Source organism: Streptococcus infantis, from assembly GCF_047463615.1.
GTDB lineage: Bacteria > Bacillota > Bacilli > Lactobacillales > Streptococcaceae > Streptococcus > Streptococcus infantis_X.
This window is the reverse complement of record NZ_JASHDO010000003.1, coordinates 125476-140867: the sequence shown is the minus strand read 5'-3', so window position 1 is coordinate 140867 and position 15392 is coordinate 125476. Positions and strand designations below refer to the sequence as shown.

General features: G+C 36.6%; 14 protein-coding genes. All 14 read right to left on the bottom strand.

What is annotated here, in order from left to right; all coding sequences use genetic code 11:
• Nucleotides 1–2: 2 nt before the first annotated feature.
• The gene (ftsA, locus tag QM874_RS04875; protein ID WP_414316433.1) at nucleotides 3–1376 is read right to left on the bottom strand and encodes a cell division protein FtsA; all 1374 of its coding nucleotides are present in this window, start codon (nucleotides 1374–1376) and stop codon (nucleotides 3–5) included.
• A 242-nt stretch (nucleotides 1377–1618) separates the two neighbouring features.
• Nucleotides 1619–2473 (bottom strand): dTDP-4-dehydrorhamnose reductase, encoded by an 855-nt coding sequence (rfbD, locus tag QM874_RS04870; protein ID WP_414316432.1) that lies wholly within the window; start codon nucleotides 2471–2473, stop codon nucleotides 1619–1621.
• A gap of 76 nt (nucleotides 2474–2549) precedes the next feature.
• On the bottom strand, nucleotides 2550–3599 hold the full coding sequence (gene rfbB / locus QM874_RS04865; protein WP_414316431.1) for a dTDP-glucose 4,6-dehydratase: 1050 nt from the start codon (nucleotides 3597–3599) through the stop codon (nucleotides 2550–2552).
• 12 nt (nucleotides 3600–3611) lie between these two features.
• On the bottom strand, nucleotides 3612–4205 hold the full coding sequence (locus QM874_RS04860) for a dTDP-4-dehydrorhamnose 3,5-epimerase family protein (protein WP_414316430.1): 594 nt from the start codon (nucleotides 4203–4205) through the stop codon (nucleotides 3612–3614).
• The gene (gene rfbA, locus QM874_RS04855) at nucleotides 4206–5075 is read right to left on the bottom strand and encodes a glucose-1-phosphate thymidylyltransferase RfbA (RefSeq protein ID WP_414316429.1); all 870 of its coding nucleotides are present in this window, start codon (nucleotides 5073–5075) and stop codon (nucleotides 4206–4208) included. It abuts the gene before it with no gap.
• Between the two features lie 56 nt (nucleotides 5076–5131).
• Nucleotides 5132–6232 carry a UDP-galactopyranose mutase gene (gene glf, locus QM874_RS04850; protein WP_414316428.1) on the bottom strand — a complete coding sequence of 367 codons (1101 nt, stop codon included), beginning with the start codon at nucleotides 6230–6232 and terminating at the stop codon, nucleotides 5132–5134.
• Between the two features lie 13 nt (nucleotides 6233–6245).
• Nucleotides 6246–7244: an acyltransferase gene (locus tag QM874_RS04845; RefSeq protein WP_414316427.1), complete on the bottom strand. Its 999-nt coding sequence runs from the start codon at nucleotides 7242–7244 to the stop codon at nucleotides 6246–6248.
• A gap of 1 nt (nucleotide 7245) precedes the next feature.
• Nucleotides 7246–8661, bottom strand: a complete 1416-nt coding sequence (locus QM874_RS04840) for a flippase (protein ID WP_414316426.1) — start codon at nucleotides 8659–8661, stop codon at nucleotides 7246–7248.
• Nucleotides 8662–8708: 47 nt separating this feature from the next.
• Nucleotides 8709–9875 carry a polymerase gene (locus QM874_RS04835; RefSeq protein WP_414316425.1) on the bottom strand — a complete coding sequence of 389 codons (1167 nt, stop codon included), beginning with the start codon at nucleotides 9873–9875 and terminating at the stop codon, nucleotides 8709–8711.
• 124 nt (nucleotides 9876–9999) lie between these two features.
• Nucleotides 10000–11028 carry a glycosyltransferase family 2 protein gene (locus QM874_RS04830; protein ID WP_414316424.1) on the bottom strand — a complete coding sequence of 343 codons (1029 nt, stop codon included), beginning with the start codon at nucleotides 11026–11028 and terminating at the stop codon, nucleotides 10000–10002.
• A gap of 13 nt (nucleotides 11029–11041) precedes the next feature.
• The gene (locus QM874_RS04825; RefSeq protein WP_414316423.1) at nucleotides 11042–12019 is read right to left on the bottom strand and encodes a glycosyltransferase family 2 protein; all 978 of its coding nucleotides are present in this window, start codon (nucleotides 12017–12019) and stop codon (nucleotides 11042–11044) included.
• An 18-nt stretch (nucleotides 12020–12037) separates the two neighbouring features.
• On the bottom strand, nucleotides 12038–13039 hold the full coding sequence (locus QM874_RS04820) for a Stealth CR1 domain-containing protein (protein ID WP_414316422.1): 1002 nt from the start codon (nucleotides 13037–13039) through the stop codon (nucleotides 12038–12040).
• A gap of 19 nt (nucleotides 13040–13058) precedes the next feature.
• A complete protein-coding gene (locus QM874_RS04815; RefSeq protein ID WP_414316421.1) occupies nucleotides 13059–14210 on the bottom strand; it encodes a glycosyltransferase family 4 protein in 1152 nt (383 codons plus the stop codon).
• A gap of 2 nt (nucleotides 14211–14212) precedes the next feature.
• On the bottom strand, nucleotides 14213–15385 hold the full coding sequence (gene cps2T, locus QM874_RS04810) for a beta 1-4 rhamnosyltransferase Cps2T (RefSeq protein ID WP_414316420.1): 1173 nt from the start codon (nucleotides 15383–15385) through the stop codon (nucleotides 14213–14215).
• Nucleotides 15386–15392: the final 7 nt, after the last annotated feature.

Here is a 15392-nt window from a genome sequence, read left to right as displayed (position 1 = left end):
TTTTATTCGTCAAACATGCTTCCAATCAAGCTACGGAAACGATCCGTTAATTTACCCTTGCTCTTTTCTTCTGATTGAAGAGGAGCTACTGGTTCAACAGATTGAGTTGTTTCAGGCTCAGGAGTTGTCACCGTATTAAATACTGGTCGTGGAGAAACAGGTGAAACTGGTTGAGCTGAATTTCTAAAATCAATCGGTTGGTGGCGTAAACTTTCGTCACCTCGAATTGCTCGTTGTGCCAAAACATTCACTTCAGTAAGGCTGCCAGCGAATTCTGACAAGCTGATGACATGAGCGAAAGCAGGGTTGCGAATACCAACTTGATTTGGCACGAATAACTTAACACGTACTCCAAATACTTCTTGGGCCAATTCAACGACACCTGGAAGAAGGGCATTCCCACCAATTAAGACAATACCTCCTGGCAAGTCTAATAGGTGACGTCTTTCCAAGTCTTGCTTAATTTGCTCAAAAATGTGCTTAAGTCTTGCTGAAATAATCTCAGCCAAGTATTCCTCAGTCACTTCAACTGGTTCAACCTCACCGATCACTTCAACTTGGAAGGTTTCCTTGCTAGCTAACGGTGGATAAGCTTCCCCGTAGTTCAGTTTTAGACCTTCTGCAATTTTCTTAGAAGTCTTGAGAACTTTAGAGATGTCTTTTGTGACATAATCGCCACCTTCTTGGTTGACATTTGTGTATTGGAGTTCTTGGTTGCGAATAGTGGCAACAGTCGTTTGGCCTCCACCCATATCAATAACAGTCGCACCAAACTCGCGTTCACCTTCGTTCAAGACTGAATGAACCATTGCAAGAGGTGAAATAATCACGTTATCAACTTGAACTCCAACACGCTCAACAGTTTTACGAAGATTGTGGAGAATTGTACGTGGACCAGTATACAAGAGACCGCGCATTTCCAAACGCACACCCATCATCCCACGAGGATCACGAATTCCTTGGAATCCATCTACGACAAATTCCTCTGGAATAAAGGTGATAACTTCACGGTCTGGAGTCATACTTTTAGTCAAAGCTGATTTAACTACATTCTCAACGTCTTGATCAGTAATTTCCTTGGTGTCTGATGTCACTGGAATCATACCTTGAGTTGGCTCAACTTGCAACAAATTAGCTGGCAAGCCAACGTTTACAGACTTGATTGAAATTCCTGCTTTTTCTTCTGCTTGAGAAATTGCAGACTTAATAGCAGTCGCTGCTGCTTCGATGTCAACGATAATCCCATCTTTGACACCTTTACTTTTGGCATTACTAACGCCAATTACATTTACTTCACCATTTACAAGCTCTGCAACCAACACTTTAATAGAGCTAGTTCCGATATCTAAGCCTGTAAAAAAACCATTCCTAGTCATTACACTGCGTCCTCTCTATCTTCCAAGTTTCACACTTCTATTTTTAATAGCTATATGAAGGCATAGCTATTCACAGAATATTATAACACAAAAAATACATTCGTGCTTGGATTTTCTAACATTTATCCAAGCTTTTTCTTGAATTTTTATAATTATCCGACGATTGTAGAGATGATGAAACAAAAAAAGAAAGAGAATCTCTCTTCTCTCTCTTCGCGTAACCATTTTTGCCTCCAGTAAGGCTATTTTTTTACTTCTTGTTTATAAAATTCTTTCAAGGCATCTTGCCAAGTTGGAATGACAAATCCTGTAGCTTTGGCTTTGGCCAGACTCATCGTTGAGTTTAGGGGGCGTTTAGCTTTGGCAGGAAATTGGCTTGAGTCTACTGGCTTGACTTCGACATCTGTATCCTTCAAAATTTCAACTGCAAAGTCATACCATGTTGTATCTTCTGTCGCATCATTCGACAAATGATAATAACCAAATTCCTTGCGGTTTTCAGCTAGGTAGGTCATGAACTCAGCCAAGGTACGAGTCCATGTTGGACGGCCATGTTGATCATTTACAACTGTCAAGGTCTTATGAGTTTTAGCTAGATTTTGCATGGTAAAAACGAAGTTTTTGCCGTAATTACCAAAAACCCAGGCGGTACGGATAATATAGTAGTTTGAAACGTGTTTTTCTACAAGCTCCTCTCCCAAACGCTTAGTCCGGCCATATTCTGTCTGTGGGTCTGGTCGATCATCAACTTCCCACTCTTGTCCAACTGGTTTCTTACCATCAAAGACATAGTCCGTAGAAATATAAACTAGAGTTGCACCATGCTTTTCAGATGCTTTGGCGACATTTTCTGTTCCCGTAACATTGATAGCATAGTCCAATTCTTTCCCTTCATCCTCTGCTGCATCAACAGCTGTGTAGGCTGCACAATGGTAGACTAAAGTCGGTTTCACTTCTTCAAAAACTTTCTCAACCATTTCTGCATTGGTAATATCCATCTCAGCCACATCAACAGCAACGTATTCTTCATTACGCTCATCCAACAAATGTCGAAGTTCAGTTCCTAATTGACCATTTGCTCCTGTAATTAAAATCATTTTTCTTCCTTTCAACTGATTCATAATTCTTCCCTACAGCAATAGAGGTAGGGACAAAAAATCCCGACCTCCGTTTTTATTTTTCAAGAACCTCTTGTGTCTTAGCGTAGTTGGCTTCAACAGCTTCTTTCTCTGATTCCCACCAGTCTTGGTTGTCTGTGTACCACTTGATTGTTTCCTTGAGACCAGCTTCAAAGTTGGTAAATTCAGGTTTCCAGCCCAACTCATCACGGAGCTTACTTGCGTCAATCGCATAGCGAAGGTCATGTCCTGCACGGTCAGTTACATGATCGTAAGCATCGGCAGGCTGTCCCATTTCCTTAAGTATAAGTTCCAATACTTCCTTGTTGTTCTTCTCGCCATCAGCCCCAATCAAGTAGGTTTCTCCGATTTCCCCTTTGGTCAAGATTGTCCAAACTCCTGAAGAATGGTCATTTGTATGAATCCAGTCACGAACGTTCTTACCTTCACCATAAAGTTTTGGCTTAATTCCACTTAGGATGTTGGTAATCTGACGTGGGATAAATTTTTCAATGTGTTGATAGGGACCGTAGTTATTTGAACAGTTGGAAATCGTTGCTTTAACACCAAATGATCGTACCCAGGCTTTGACAATCAAGTCTGAAGCAGCCTTGGTTGATGAGTAAGGAGAGCTTGGATTGTATTTGGTTTCAGCAGTAAATTTCTCACCTGGTCCCTCACCATGACCTGGCAAATCCTCACGTAGAGGAAGATCACCATAAACTTCGTCTGTAGACACATGGTGGAAACGAATATCATACTTACGAGCAGCTTCTAAAAGAGTATAGGTTCCGATGAAGTTGGTATGGATAAATGGTGATGGATCATTGAGCGAATTGTCATTGTGACTTTCCGCGGCATAGTGCACAATAGCATCTGCTTGAGCTGCTAACTTGTCTACCAAGTCTGCATCAGCAATGTCACCAACAACTAACTCAACACGATCACCTAAAATTTCCTCAATATTGGCGCGGTTTCCAGCATAAGTCAACTTGTCTAGGACTGTCACGTGAACATCTGGAAAATTCTTGTAAACATAGTGGGCAAAGTTAGAACCGATAAAGCCAGCCCCACCTGTCACGATAATTTTTTTGTATTCAGTCATATTCTTTCCTTTTTACAAATCTTCTTTTTTCAAAGGCTTTACATCCTTAAGTAGTGGATGATTTTTATCTGCTTCTGAAACCTCTGCTTCTGCAAGATTTTCCCATTCGATGCCAAGGCTTGGGTCAGCGTAGTTTACAAAGGCATACTTAGGTTTGAGTTCGAGAGCCCAATAATCATTGACCAGATAACTATAAGAAACTGTATCTGATAGGACTTGAAAGCCATTGGCCACGCCTCGAGGGACAAAGATTCCCTTGCTCGCATCAATGACCGTCTGATAAGTATTACCAAAGGTTTCGCCCTCGCGTAGATCAACCCAAGAACCCAGAACTTTCCCTCCATCTGCTACAGAGATGTACTTGTCCCAAGGCTCTGCGTGGAGACCACGGAGGACATTTTTGCGTGAGAAGGATACATTGTTTTGCAATTTTCCTTCTGCAAAGAAAGACTCTGGGAAACCAAGTGGGAGCATTTTTTCCTTTTGGAAATTTTCTTTAAACCAGCCACGGTTGTCTCCATGAACGGGGATATCAAACTCCAACATACCTGGAATTGCATCAATCTTGCGTGCCGCAAGCGTCTTACCGAAAAAATTATCTGTCATCTATGCTTCTCCAATCAGACGGAGCAGATACTGTCCGTATTCATTTTTCTTAAGTGGTTGGGCTAAGGCCAAGACATCTTCTCGACTGATATAGCCCATGCGATAAGCAATTTCTTCCAAGTTTGCTACCTGAACATTTTGCATCCGTTGCACTGTCTCGATGTACTGCGAAGCCTCGAGTAAACTTTCATGGGTTCCAGTATCTAGCCAAGCAAAGCCACGTCCCATCACCTCAACGGATAAATCTCCACGATCTAGATAAGCCTTGTTGACATCTGTAATTTCCAATTCACCACGCGGGCTTGGTTTAATACATTTAGCAATTTCTACTACATCATTATCGTAGAAATAGAGGCCTGTAACTGCATAATTTGAACGAGGGTGTTCTGGCTTTTCTTCGATAGAAATAGCGTTCATGTCTTCATCAAACTCAACAACACCGAACCGTTCTGGGTCCTTCACATGGTAGCCAAACACAGTTGCCCCCGACTCCTTGCTTGCTGCCTTTTGTAGCATCTTAGAAAGGCCAGGACCGTGATAGATATTGTCACCTAAGATCAGAGCAACGCTATCATCACCAATAAACTCTTCACCAATGATAAAGGCTTGTGCCAAACCATCTGGACTTGGTTGCTCTGCATAAGAAAGTTGAATCCCAAACTCAGATCCGTCTTGAAGAAGCTCTTTAAAACGAGGCAAATCTTGAGGAGTTGAGATTATCAAAATATCCCTAATCCCAGCCAACATCAATGTTGAAAGTGGATAGTAAATCATCGGTTTATCATAAACCGGCATCAGTTGTTTTGATGCGGCTCGAGTCAAAGGATATAAACGTGTCCCCGAACCACCCGCGAGAATAATACCTTTCATAATAGGGTACCTTTCTTTGTTGTTAAACAATCATTATATTGTTAAAAATGCATGTCTTAGTAACCAAACTCATCCGTTACTACACTAAGTGCACGTTCAATAACCACGTGCATGTCGTAGTATTTATAATCTGCAAGACGTCCACAGAAGATAACCTTGTCATTTTTCTCAGCTTCTTCTTGGTACTTAGCAAACATAGCATTATTCTTTTCATCGTTGATTGGATAATATGGTTCATCCCCGCGTTTCCAGTCAGATGGGTATTCACGTGTGATAACTGTCTTAGGTTGTTTACCATACTCAAAGTGCTTATGCTCAATGATACGAGTATAAAGGATTTCACGTTCTGTATAGTTAACTACTGCATTTCCTTGATGGTTTTCCTCATCCAAAACTTCGTGCTCAAAACGAAGACTACGGTATTCCAACTCTCCATGCTTGTAGTCAAAGTACTGGTCAATCATCCCTGTAAAGACAACTTTATCAGCTGATTTTCCCAGCTCTTCACGATTAGCAAAGAAGTCAACCCCAAGCTCTACTTCTACATCGCCCAACATATTTTCAATAATGACATTGTAGCCACCGATTGGGATTCCTTGGTACCGGTCATTAAAGTAGTTGTTATCAAAGGTCAAACGCACTGGGAGGCGCTTGATGATAAATGGTGGAAGGTCTGTTGCAGAACGTCCCCATTGTTTTTCTGTATAGCCCTTGATCAACTTTTCGTAGATATCTGGACCAATCAACTTGATTGCCTGTTCTTCAAGGTTCTTAGGCTCAATATCTTTCATGTCAGCCGTTTGCTGGGCAATCTTATCCTTGACTTCTTGTGGTGTCTTAGTTCCCCACATAGCGTAAAAGGTATTCATGTTGAAAGGAAGATTGTAGAGGCTACCCTTGTAGTTAGCCACTGGTGAGTTGATATAGTTATTGAATTCAGCAAACTGGTTGACATAGTCCCAAACCTTTTTATTTGAAGTATGGAAAATGTGGGCACCGTACTTGTGGACATTGATGCCCTCAACATTTTCACAGTAGATATTTCCACCGATGTGATCACGCTTGTCAATCACTTTAACTTTTTTTCCACGTTTTGTAGCTTCGTGTGCAAAGATTGCTCCAGACAAACCTGCACCAACGACGAGATAATCGTACATTTTATTCTCCTTTTTATATTTTGACGATTCGATTGAAATAAGGAATTTTCATTAATAAACTAACAACAATAAAACTTATACATAAAGTGAATATTGGAAAAAGTAAATATGAACCTAGATAACTAAAACCAAGTAATTTTTCTAACACTTTCATAACATAAGTATGTACTATGAAAACACCCATAGTTTGATTAGAAAGAAAAACAATCCGTTTACCTTTTTCTTCATTCAAATCAAGTGTAAATATCGTCAAGAAAATTCCTATGCTTAGAATTTTTACAAAAAGAATATCATAAAAATATTCAGCAAAAAGATTATGGTAAATAGTTTTTGCTAAGAAAAATAGTATTACTGGGGAAATCAACAACAACAATATTGTAACTACTTTCATCCATCTCTTAAACCCATTTTTTATAAAATCTTTATCAAATTGAGCTACCAAACCTCCTATAAGATAATAGAAAAACCACGTCCATAACCTAAAGGTTTGTATAACATATGACTGTAACGGCATTTGAAGTATAATATTTACTAACTCAAAAATTAAACCCGTAGCGACAAAGAAAGATAGAATATATAAATAGCTTCTTTTTGAATTTAGAAATTTTCTTAAAATTGGCAAACACAAATAGATAAGTATTAATGCACCAAAAAACCAGAACTGAGAGAAATACCCTTTTTGCAACAGAGAGCCTACAATTTTTTTTATTGGATTAACTGTAAAGTCTCTTTTAAAGAGCCAAATGATAGTAGTCCATGATGATACTATTATTAAAATCCATTTGACTTTCTGCAGTATGTAGGAATAGGTTATATTACTCTTTCCTAACAATAAATAACCATTGACCATAAAAAACAGAGGTATAGAGTAAGTGCCTAAGTAATATAAATACGCCAAAAGATTCCAAGACCCTGTGTCTTTAAATCCAATCATTGTTGTATGAAGTAAAACAACTCCAATACATGCTAGCACTTTTATTAAATCTAAATTAATATTCCGAGTTTTATGCATTCTATTTTTTCCCAATGATTTGTTTTAATTCTTTTACATCTACCACTTTCAAAGATAGAACTGCAAAAAGATAAATAATTCCGCCAAGCACTGCAAAAACTAGAACATTTAGGGTTGGCGAAAAATGTATAACTGTTTTTGAACCTAGCAAAATGCCATACATGATAGCTGATGCTAGGACAATTTTTGTCATAGATCCAATAATAGGAACTTCTTTTAGGTATCTGCGGGTAAAGTACAATTGAATTGCCCACACTAGCGCCTCTGTTAAGACAGAAACAATGGCTGCTCCGATATAACCAAGTTTAGGAAGGAATAATAAGTTTAATCCTACACTGATAATTGCAGGAGCCGTTGTTGAAATCATGAATTCTTTATTTCGGTTATGAGGGATTAAGATTTGAATTCCCATAATATTGGTCCATCCGATGAAGAACATACGGAAGATCATAATGGCGATTGCATAACGTGCATCCTGAAAATCTTGACCAAGGAAAAATTGAACAAAATCATCATTGACAATCAGAATCCCTGCCATAATAGGAAAAATTACCAAGTTATAAATTAGAAAGGACATTTCATGCATCTTATTGACTGCCTTATGATCACCTGTCGCTAACAAATGAGCGACACGTGGCAACATAACGCTTCCCAAGGAGGTTACCAAGGTCAGAAGGATATTTACCAACTTCAGAGCCTGGTCATAAATCCCTACATCTTTTGTCGAAGCTAAGGCTCCAAGCATGGTACGATCTAGCGTTACATACAAGGAAATTGCCACTTGCGGAAGGAACAATAAGATGACAGGTTTCAAATGATGCTTAGCATATTCTATGTCAAAATGCGGTTTACCGATAAACTCCTGAGCAGGTAACCACATACTTAGTTGCCCCAAAAGTTCAAATATGGTTAGCAAAAAAACATAGAGATATAGGTCATTTGCAGATTTGACAAAGAGAAAGATGGAGACTACCCCAACGAGCTTGACCGTGATATTTCGAACAGTAATCTTTCGAAAATCCTCCAATCCTTGAAAGAGCCAGGAAATGTCTAAACCTTTTGAAACCAGACTCAAGCCTAGAATGTAGGCTACCGGATTTTGCATAAAGGATAGAGTCAGACAAAAAAGACCATACAAGGACAGAGAAAGAAGAGTTGCACCTAATTGCAGGGAGTAGATCCCCCAAAAGTTTTTTTCGATTTCCTTGCGATGCCCTGAAATGACCTTGGTCCCATAATTGGCAACCCCTAGCGTCGCTAAGAGGATAAAATAAGTAACGATGGAATTAAAATAACCATACGTCCCTAAATCATCCGAAGAAAAGACCCGCGTTACATAGGGAGTCGTAATAATCGGAAGTATAATTACCAACAATTGATAAGAAAGATTGTAGGCGTAGTTTTTTAGTACTTTCATAAGGATATAACTTTTTGCTTTCCTATTAAATTAACATAAACTTTACTTTATTCAATTCTATTATTCGAATTAATGACAAATAATCGACTGATCAATAAGATTAATGGGGAATATTGAAGAACTAACATTTGAGGATCAAACATGCCATGGATAATCATAATTCCTAAACATGCAAGTACGATATCCTTTCGAATTGATAAAAAATATTTCATAACATTAGTAATTGCAAACAACATAAAACCAGCGACAATTAAGCCATCAATTACAAATAGCTGTACAAAAGAGCTATCAATGAAATTATATTCACTAGTGAAATTCCCAAATATATCAAGGGTTTTAAAGGAAATTCGCTGCCCGAACAAATGGACTCCAAAATTTTGAAATCCTTCGACACTAAGTCGCAGACGATTGTGCGTAAACTGATCAATTAGGTGAAAAAACTCACCTGAAGAATAAAAACAAAAGAATAAAACAATACATAAAGAAATTAGATAACTAAATTTCGCAATATTTGATAGAAAAATACTTTTTAAAATAATATCTCTTTTAACAACTTTTAAACTTATCAAAGCATAGGCAAGTACAATAATACTTAAATAGAATGGACTTGATGTTGATGTTTGCTTATAAAAATAAATAGTCAACAATAGCAAAAATAACATTTCAAGATAAGTTGTCCTCTTATCTTTAAACATAAGATAGCTACATATAGCAAAGAACAAACGCTGAGATGCGAATGAAACATAAGTAAATCCTAAGCTATATCGGTACCCACCATTTACATTCATGAGCATGTTCGAAATAATTCCCATATTGCTAGATAACACTGTAATTAACAGCACTGTAAATGTAGCTACTGAAAAAGTACACAAAAGCTTCTTATAGTCAATATCTCTAGCTGAAAACACCAAAAATAAAACACTAATATTTAATATTCCATCACGATTTTTTGAAATTATAAACATAGAAAAGATTAATAATATCACTATTAATAGTTGTTTCCAATGAACATTAAAATAGAATAGAGTTCTAGGCAAGTTAATTAACTCTTTAAATAGCAAAATGATAATTGTAAAATATATTATCGGTCTATAAAGTAAGATAAATCCATCTAATCGACCAAAATAAGTAGTTGTAACAAGAGAAGTGATAACGACCCATGCAAAAAGGGTAAATAAATAGATTTTTTCTGAAATAATACGATTATTATTCACAAGTACTTTCCATACCTTTCGATTCTTATACTAAGGGAAACCAAAATAATTTCTAAGTAAGATAAATAGCAATACGGTTAGTCATATATATTATCTCTATAAGAATTTCGAAATAATTCACTAATCAATGTTTCCTAAATCTCTCGTATCCCTTAATTTTATCCATTACCCGATTATATATCAGGCATAACTTATATTGTTTAAACCTCAATAACTTTCTAAATACAACATAACGATTTCCAATGGAATAATCTAGCCTGCTACTATTAAAAGCCTTTGAAAATTTATTATCTTCTATTGTGGTTTTCATCAATTTTGACGCTTTATTTAAAGAGTAGGTTCCATTTAACCAAAGTGGTCCAAAGTAACGATCAATAAAAATAGTCATCGCATTTATGATGAACTTATCTTCTAGTAATTGTTTATCAGAATTATCAGGATAGATAGATAATATTTTTCTTACCTGATTCACAAATTCTACTTGACCAGCTAGATTTTTTTCGTTATAGAACATTAAACTATGAGTACCTGTTACAGTATAAAATTTTTCTGAACTAAGTAGTACATTATCTGCATACGTAATAAAGTTAAAATTAAACAGAACATCTTCACTTACAGATAACTCTGTATTAAATCTTATCCTATTTTTATTAACAATCTCTGTTCTAAAGAACTTTCCTGCTACTCCAGGTTCAATACCATATTCACCAATTCGTAACGAATTTTTAAAAACCTTTATTTTTTTTTCAAAAGAAATTCCTGGTATATATAGATTTCCTGCCAAATATTTAACATCTGTGAATAAGATATCAAAATTTTTCTCCATATTTAAAAAAATATCTAAAAAGTTCTCTTCAAAAAGATCATCACTATCAACAAAACTGATAAATGTCCCTGATACCATATCCAATGCTGTGTTTCTAGCTTGACTTACACCACCATGGTTATTTCGTATCACAATTAAATTATCAAAAACAGATTTATATTCTTCCAATATAGCGACAGTATTATCAGTTGATCCATCATCTACACAGATTATTTCCACTGAACTACTGTGTTGACCAATTGAAGCAATTAAACTATCCATCGTTTTTGCCAAGTATTCTGAAGAGTTAAAAGTTGGCATAATAAAGCTCAACAATAATTTAGACATTTTTCGCTCCTTATTAATAATTAGGTTCTACTCGTTTCCCCATACGTTGAAACACTCCATCCCAAAAACCTTTCCAAATAATTGGGAAGTTCTGTTTTAAATGTCGATGGCGAATAGCAAGCACAAGATGATGAGCAATTAGTATCAGTGGGCTTAATTGACGGACTTTCCAATTTTTCCCATAACGCTTATCAAAAATGATGTTATTTCTAATTTTATAGTAATTTCGCCAATTATAAGGTTCTTCCTTTTTTACAACAGAAGGATCAACCTTTACAGCAAGTTGTCTATGCAACTGCGCCTTAGTAACAAAGATAATTTCTGAATGTTTTTGCAAACGTTGCGCAAAATCGGAATCATCGTATTCAATAAAAAATCCACTATCAGGAATACCAACTTTACGAAGTAATGACATTTCAACTACAGGACCTTCAAAGGGCATATCAACAACTTTTATAGCAGCATCATTAAACGGACCATAAGTTACTGTTTTCCTCATTTCTGTCCAAAACTTATGATAGTCATCAAAGTCAAAGTTAGTAATGGCTCTATCATCAAAATTTTTATCGGTACGATTCGGTATACCTACTTGAACATTTTGTAAAACCATTTGTTCCATAATCTTTTCTAAACAATCAGGTTCAGGATAGACATCATCATCCATAATCCATACATAATCATAATCAAGTTTGGATATTAATTTAATACCATTTGAAAACCCTCCGGCTCCCCCAAGATTTTCATGATTATGATAATAGTAAAAACATCTTCCGTCCTTCTCTGTTTCATATAGATGATTTTCTGATATTTCATCACCTTTCGCATCAATGTATCCTAAATCAACAAGCATTTCCTCAGTATTATCCGTAGAATTATTATTGAAGATTAATACTCCTGAAACTTCTTTTTGTTGACTTATTATACCTTCTAAAGCCTTGTGAAGATATTTTGAGCGATTGTAGGTTACTACAAGGGCGCAAACTGATTTCATACTTAACTCCTTATTAATCTATGATTCAAATGAACTTTTATCAGGAAATAGATGATTCATCTCCTTAACAAAGTCCACCATCACTTTTTCTTCGTCTTGAATATTAAATCCATCATTGATACACATAATTTGGTATTTCCCAGTCTTCAATAAGCTCCAAAAATCTGGTCCTGCATTGTCCAAAGAAAAAAGACCACCTAACTTAGGATTTCCAACTGCGTATTGCCCACTAGCAATTTGCCAATACTTAAAGAGCCAAACATTAGTGTCGGATGGATTTCTGAAACGGCTAGCTGAAGTTTTTTCTAAGATATCTTTTTCCTTCTCCCACACTAATTCCATAGTTGATTTTAACAGAGGATAAGGTAAGTGACTTTCCCAGAAACCACAGATAAACTTACTATTTTTATATAGAAGTGACTTTACAACATTTTTTAATCCTTGCTTTGGATCAAAAAAATGTCCATTTTTCAAAATTTCATTTCGAGTAAAGTGACTAGTAATAATTTCCATATCATTTATTTGAAAATTCCCTGTGCCATATCTCTCAGGAATAATAGGAGATAGAGCCGTATTATATTTAGGAAAGCCTTCCTCTGAGAAAAAATCCGTCGGCTTTACTGGTGCCGTTAAATACATATCATCATTAAAAAAAACAAGATGCTCTGACAAACCTGGTATCCTATGAATGTTACTTTCAATTGGGTTAGCAGAAAAAACTGGTAAATAATCCTGACAAATAATATCTTTATGATCTACTATTACCAATTTTTCATTACTAGTATTCAACCAATCTGGTCTTTGATTGTCTGTTACGAGATAAACTTTATTTACCCAAGGTGCAAACTTTTCAACTCCTCTAAACCAGTATTTAAAAGTGCCCCAATCTCGATAAGCTTTCTCTGAATTCATACTTTTTTGGAACGTATCTACAGATCCATCATACCGACTTTTCTTTTCTCGCCAAATCGGATCACTTCCATCGACCCAAGTTACCACAAAATCAATTGGAAAATTCATATTACTTCCTCAATATTATTTACTTATATTTTTTATACAACTCCGAAAAATTCCGAATATAACTTTGTAATGAAAAGAGTTCTTTTTGGCGTTTGACAGAGGCCTTACCAAACTGCTCTCTTTTCTCGGTATTATCAGCCAATTCTTGAATTGCCTTAGACAATTCTGCAGGCTGATTCGGTGTAGCAAGAATTCCGTTTTCGCCTTCCTTCACCATCTCACAGACACCTCCATGACGGTAACCCACTACAGGCTTACCACAGGACATGGCTTCTAGTACGACTGTTGGCAGTGGATCTGGATTGGTACTTGGCAAGATAAAAATATCAAACATATTATAGAGTTCTGTCGTCTTGCTATAATAGTCGATTCGCTTGATTTGTCCAGCTACTGGTGAGTCTGAAATGGCTTTTTCCAACTCATCCACGCGCCACTCTTCACCTTCAAATGCACTACCTGCTAAAAAGGCTACTGCTTTGGGATTGACCTGTAAGATTGGTATCACGGCTTCTAGAAAATCGCCTTGCCCTTTCCAGGCATTCACTCGACCAACCATACCGATGACAAGCACATCTTGTGCGATACCAAATTGATCACGGACGGTGTTAGCATCCATTTCATGATAGACAGCATTGTCAACACCATTATAGATAACTTGAACTTGATTGTCTTTCACAAATCGTGATCCCTTCACATGATTAGCTACGGCATTTGAAACTGTCACAATCTTATCAGCATATCGTCCCATCAAAAAATTGATAAAATCTGAGATTGCTTTTGGTTTTACGATAATTTCATGTACATGCCAAATCAAAGGAAGTTTCAACTTACGTTTAAGATAAATTCCTTCAAGTACCGCAGTGGTATTATTGTGAATGAGAGTAATTCCGTTTTCCTTAGCATATTCAGCGATTTGCTTTGAATAACGGTTATATGATCCAAAATACTCGAGGATTCCCTTAGGATTAAAATATTTACGGCGCAATATTGGATAATCGATAACTTTTACCTTGGCACCAACACTCTCAAGAGCACCCACTAAAACACCGTTATTGGGTAAAATAACGTGTGCTTCAAATTCGTCCTTTTTCAAACCTTTAATAAGCTCCAACAAAACCTTGTCAGCGCCATACATTTCGGCACCAGCGTGGAGATATAAAATTTTCTGCATTTCTAACCTTTAAATAATTTTTCATAGTCTGTGACAATCTTTTCCCAAGTGAAATAATCCGCAATTCTCTGATTTGATTGTCTATCTAACTCATCAATCATTTTTGCATCAAATTGTTCAACTTTCTCGATTACTTTGGAAAGCTCATCTTTTTTCCAATAGATGGCACTTTGCTCCCCAACTTCGCGGTTAAAACCAACATCAAGTAGTAGGTTCAACTTTGTTGACTCCAAAGCTTCAAGTAGCGAAGGATTGGTTCCACCAACCTCATGCCCATGGAAGTAAGCAAAGGCGTTTTCTCGAATATACTTCAGAAGTTCTTGGTCGTAGACTGTTCCAACAAATTTCACTCGTGGATCTTTATCAAATTCAGTACTTGCTAATAGCTGATTATAAAATTTATTCTGTTCTACATTTGTGATTAGGACAAAGTCCTTCTTAGAGTTGGATGCTAAAAAGCCACGAATCATAGATTCATAGTTATTCTCTGGAACAAATCGTCCTACAACAAGGTAATACTCATTTTCAGAGATATTTTTATCTTTAAACCAAGAACGTACTTTTTCGTCACTACTCTTTAATGTAGAGCGAGTTGTATCCGTTCCATAGGCGATATAGGTTGTCTTAGGTTGAAACTGTTTATAATCTTCTTGGATATACTTTTCAATATTCTTACTATCACAAACTAAAAGATCAGCATGTTTGACCATTAGACCTTCAGAAATTTTCCAGTAGCGACGAACTGGGGCGCTCCACTTAGCCCGCAACCACTCATGACCATCCGGATTGACCAGAAGGGTCCCACCTAGCGCCTGGATTTTTTTCTTAATACCTCGGATAAATGGTCCAATGCGGCAGGCTAAGATATAGAAAATAGGAGCTTCATCCTTATTTTCTTTAGCAATATCAATCGCTCTATTAATTGCAGCGATATCATACGCTATAGCTCGCGCTGGACCAATATTAGGTACATCGACGTTATAACAGATAGCACCGTTATGTTCAAAAACATCCTCAGTAATCCCTGACTTTGCAGAGTTTTCACGCATACAAGCCACATAATATTGGATATCCTTATCTTGTTGAAAGGCTGTTAATTTTTCAACAAAGGTTTCAAATCCCCCATACTTAGCAGGAATCCCTTTTGACCCTACAATATAGACAGTTTTTTTCATGTTACTC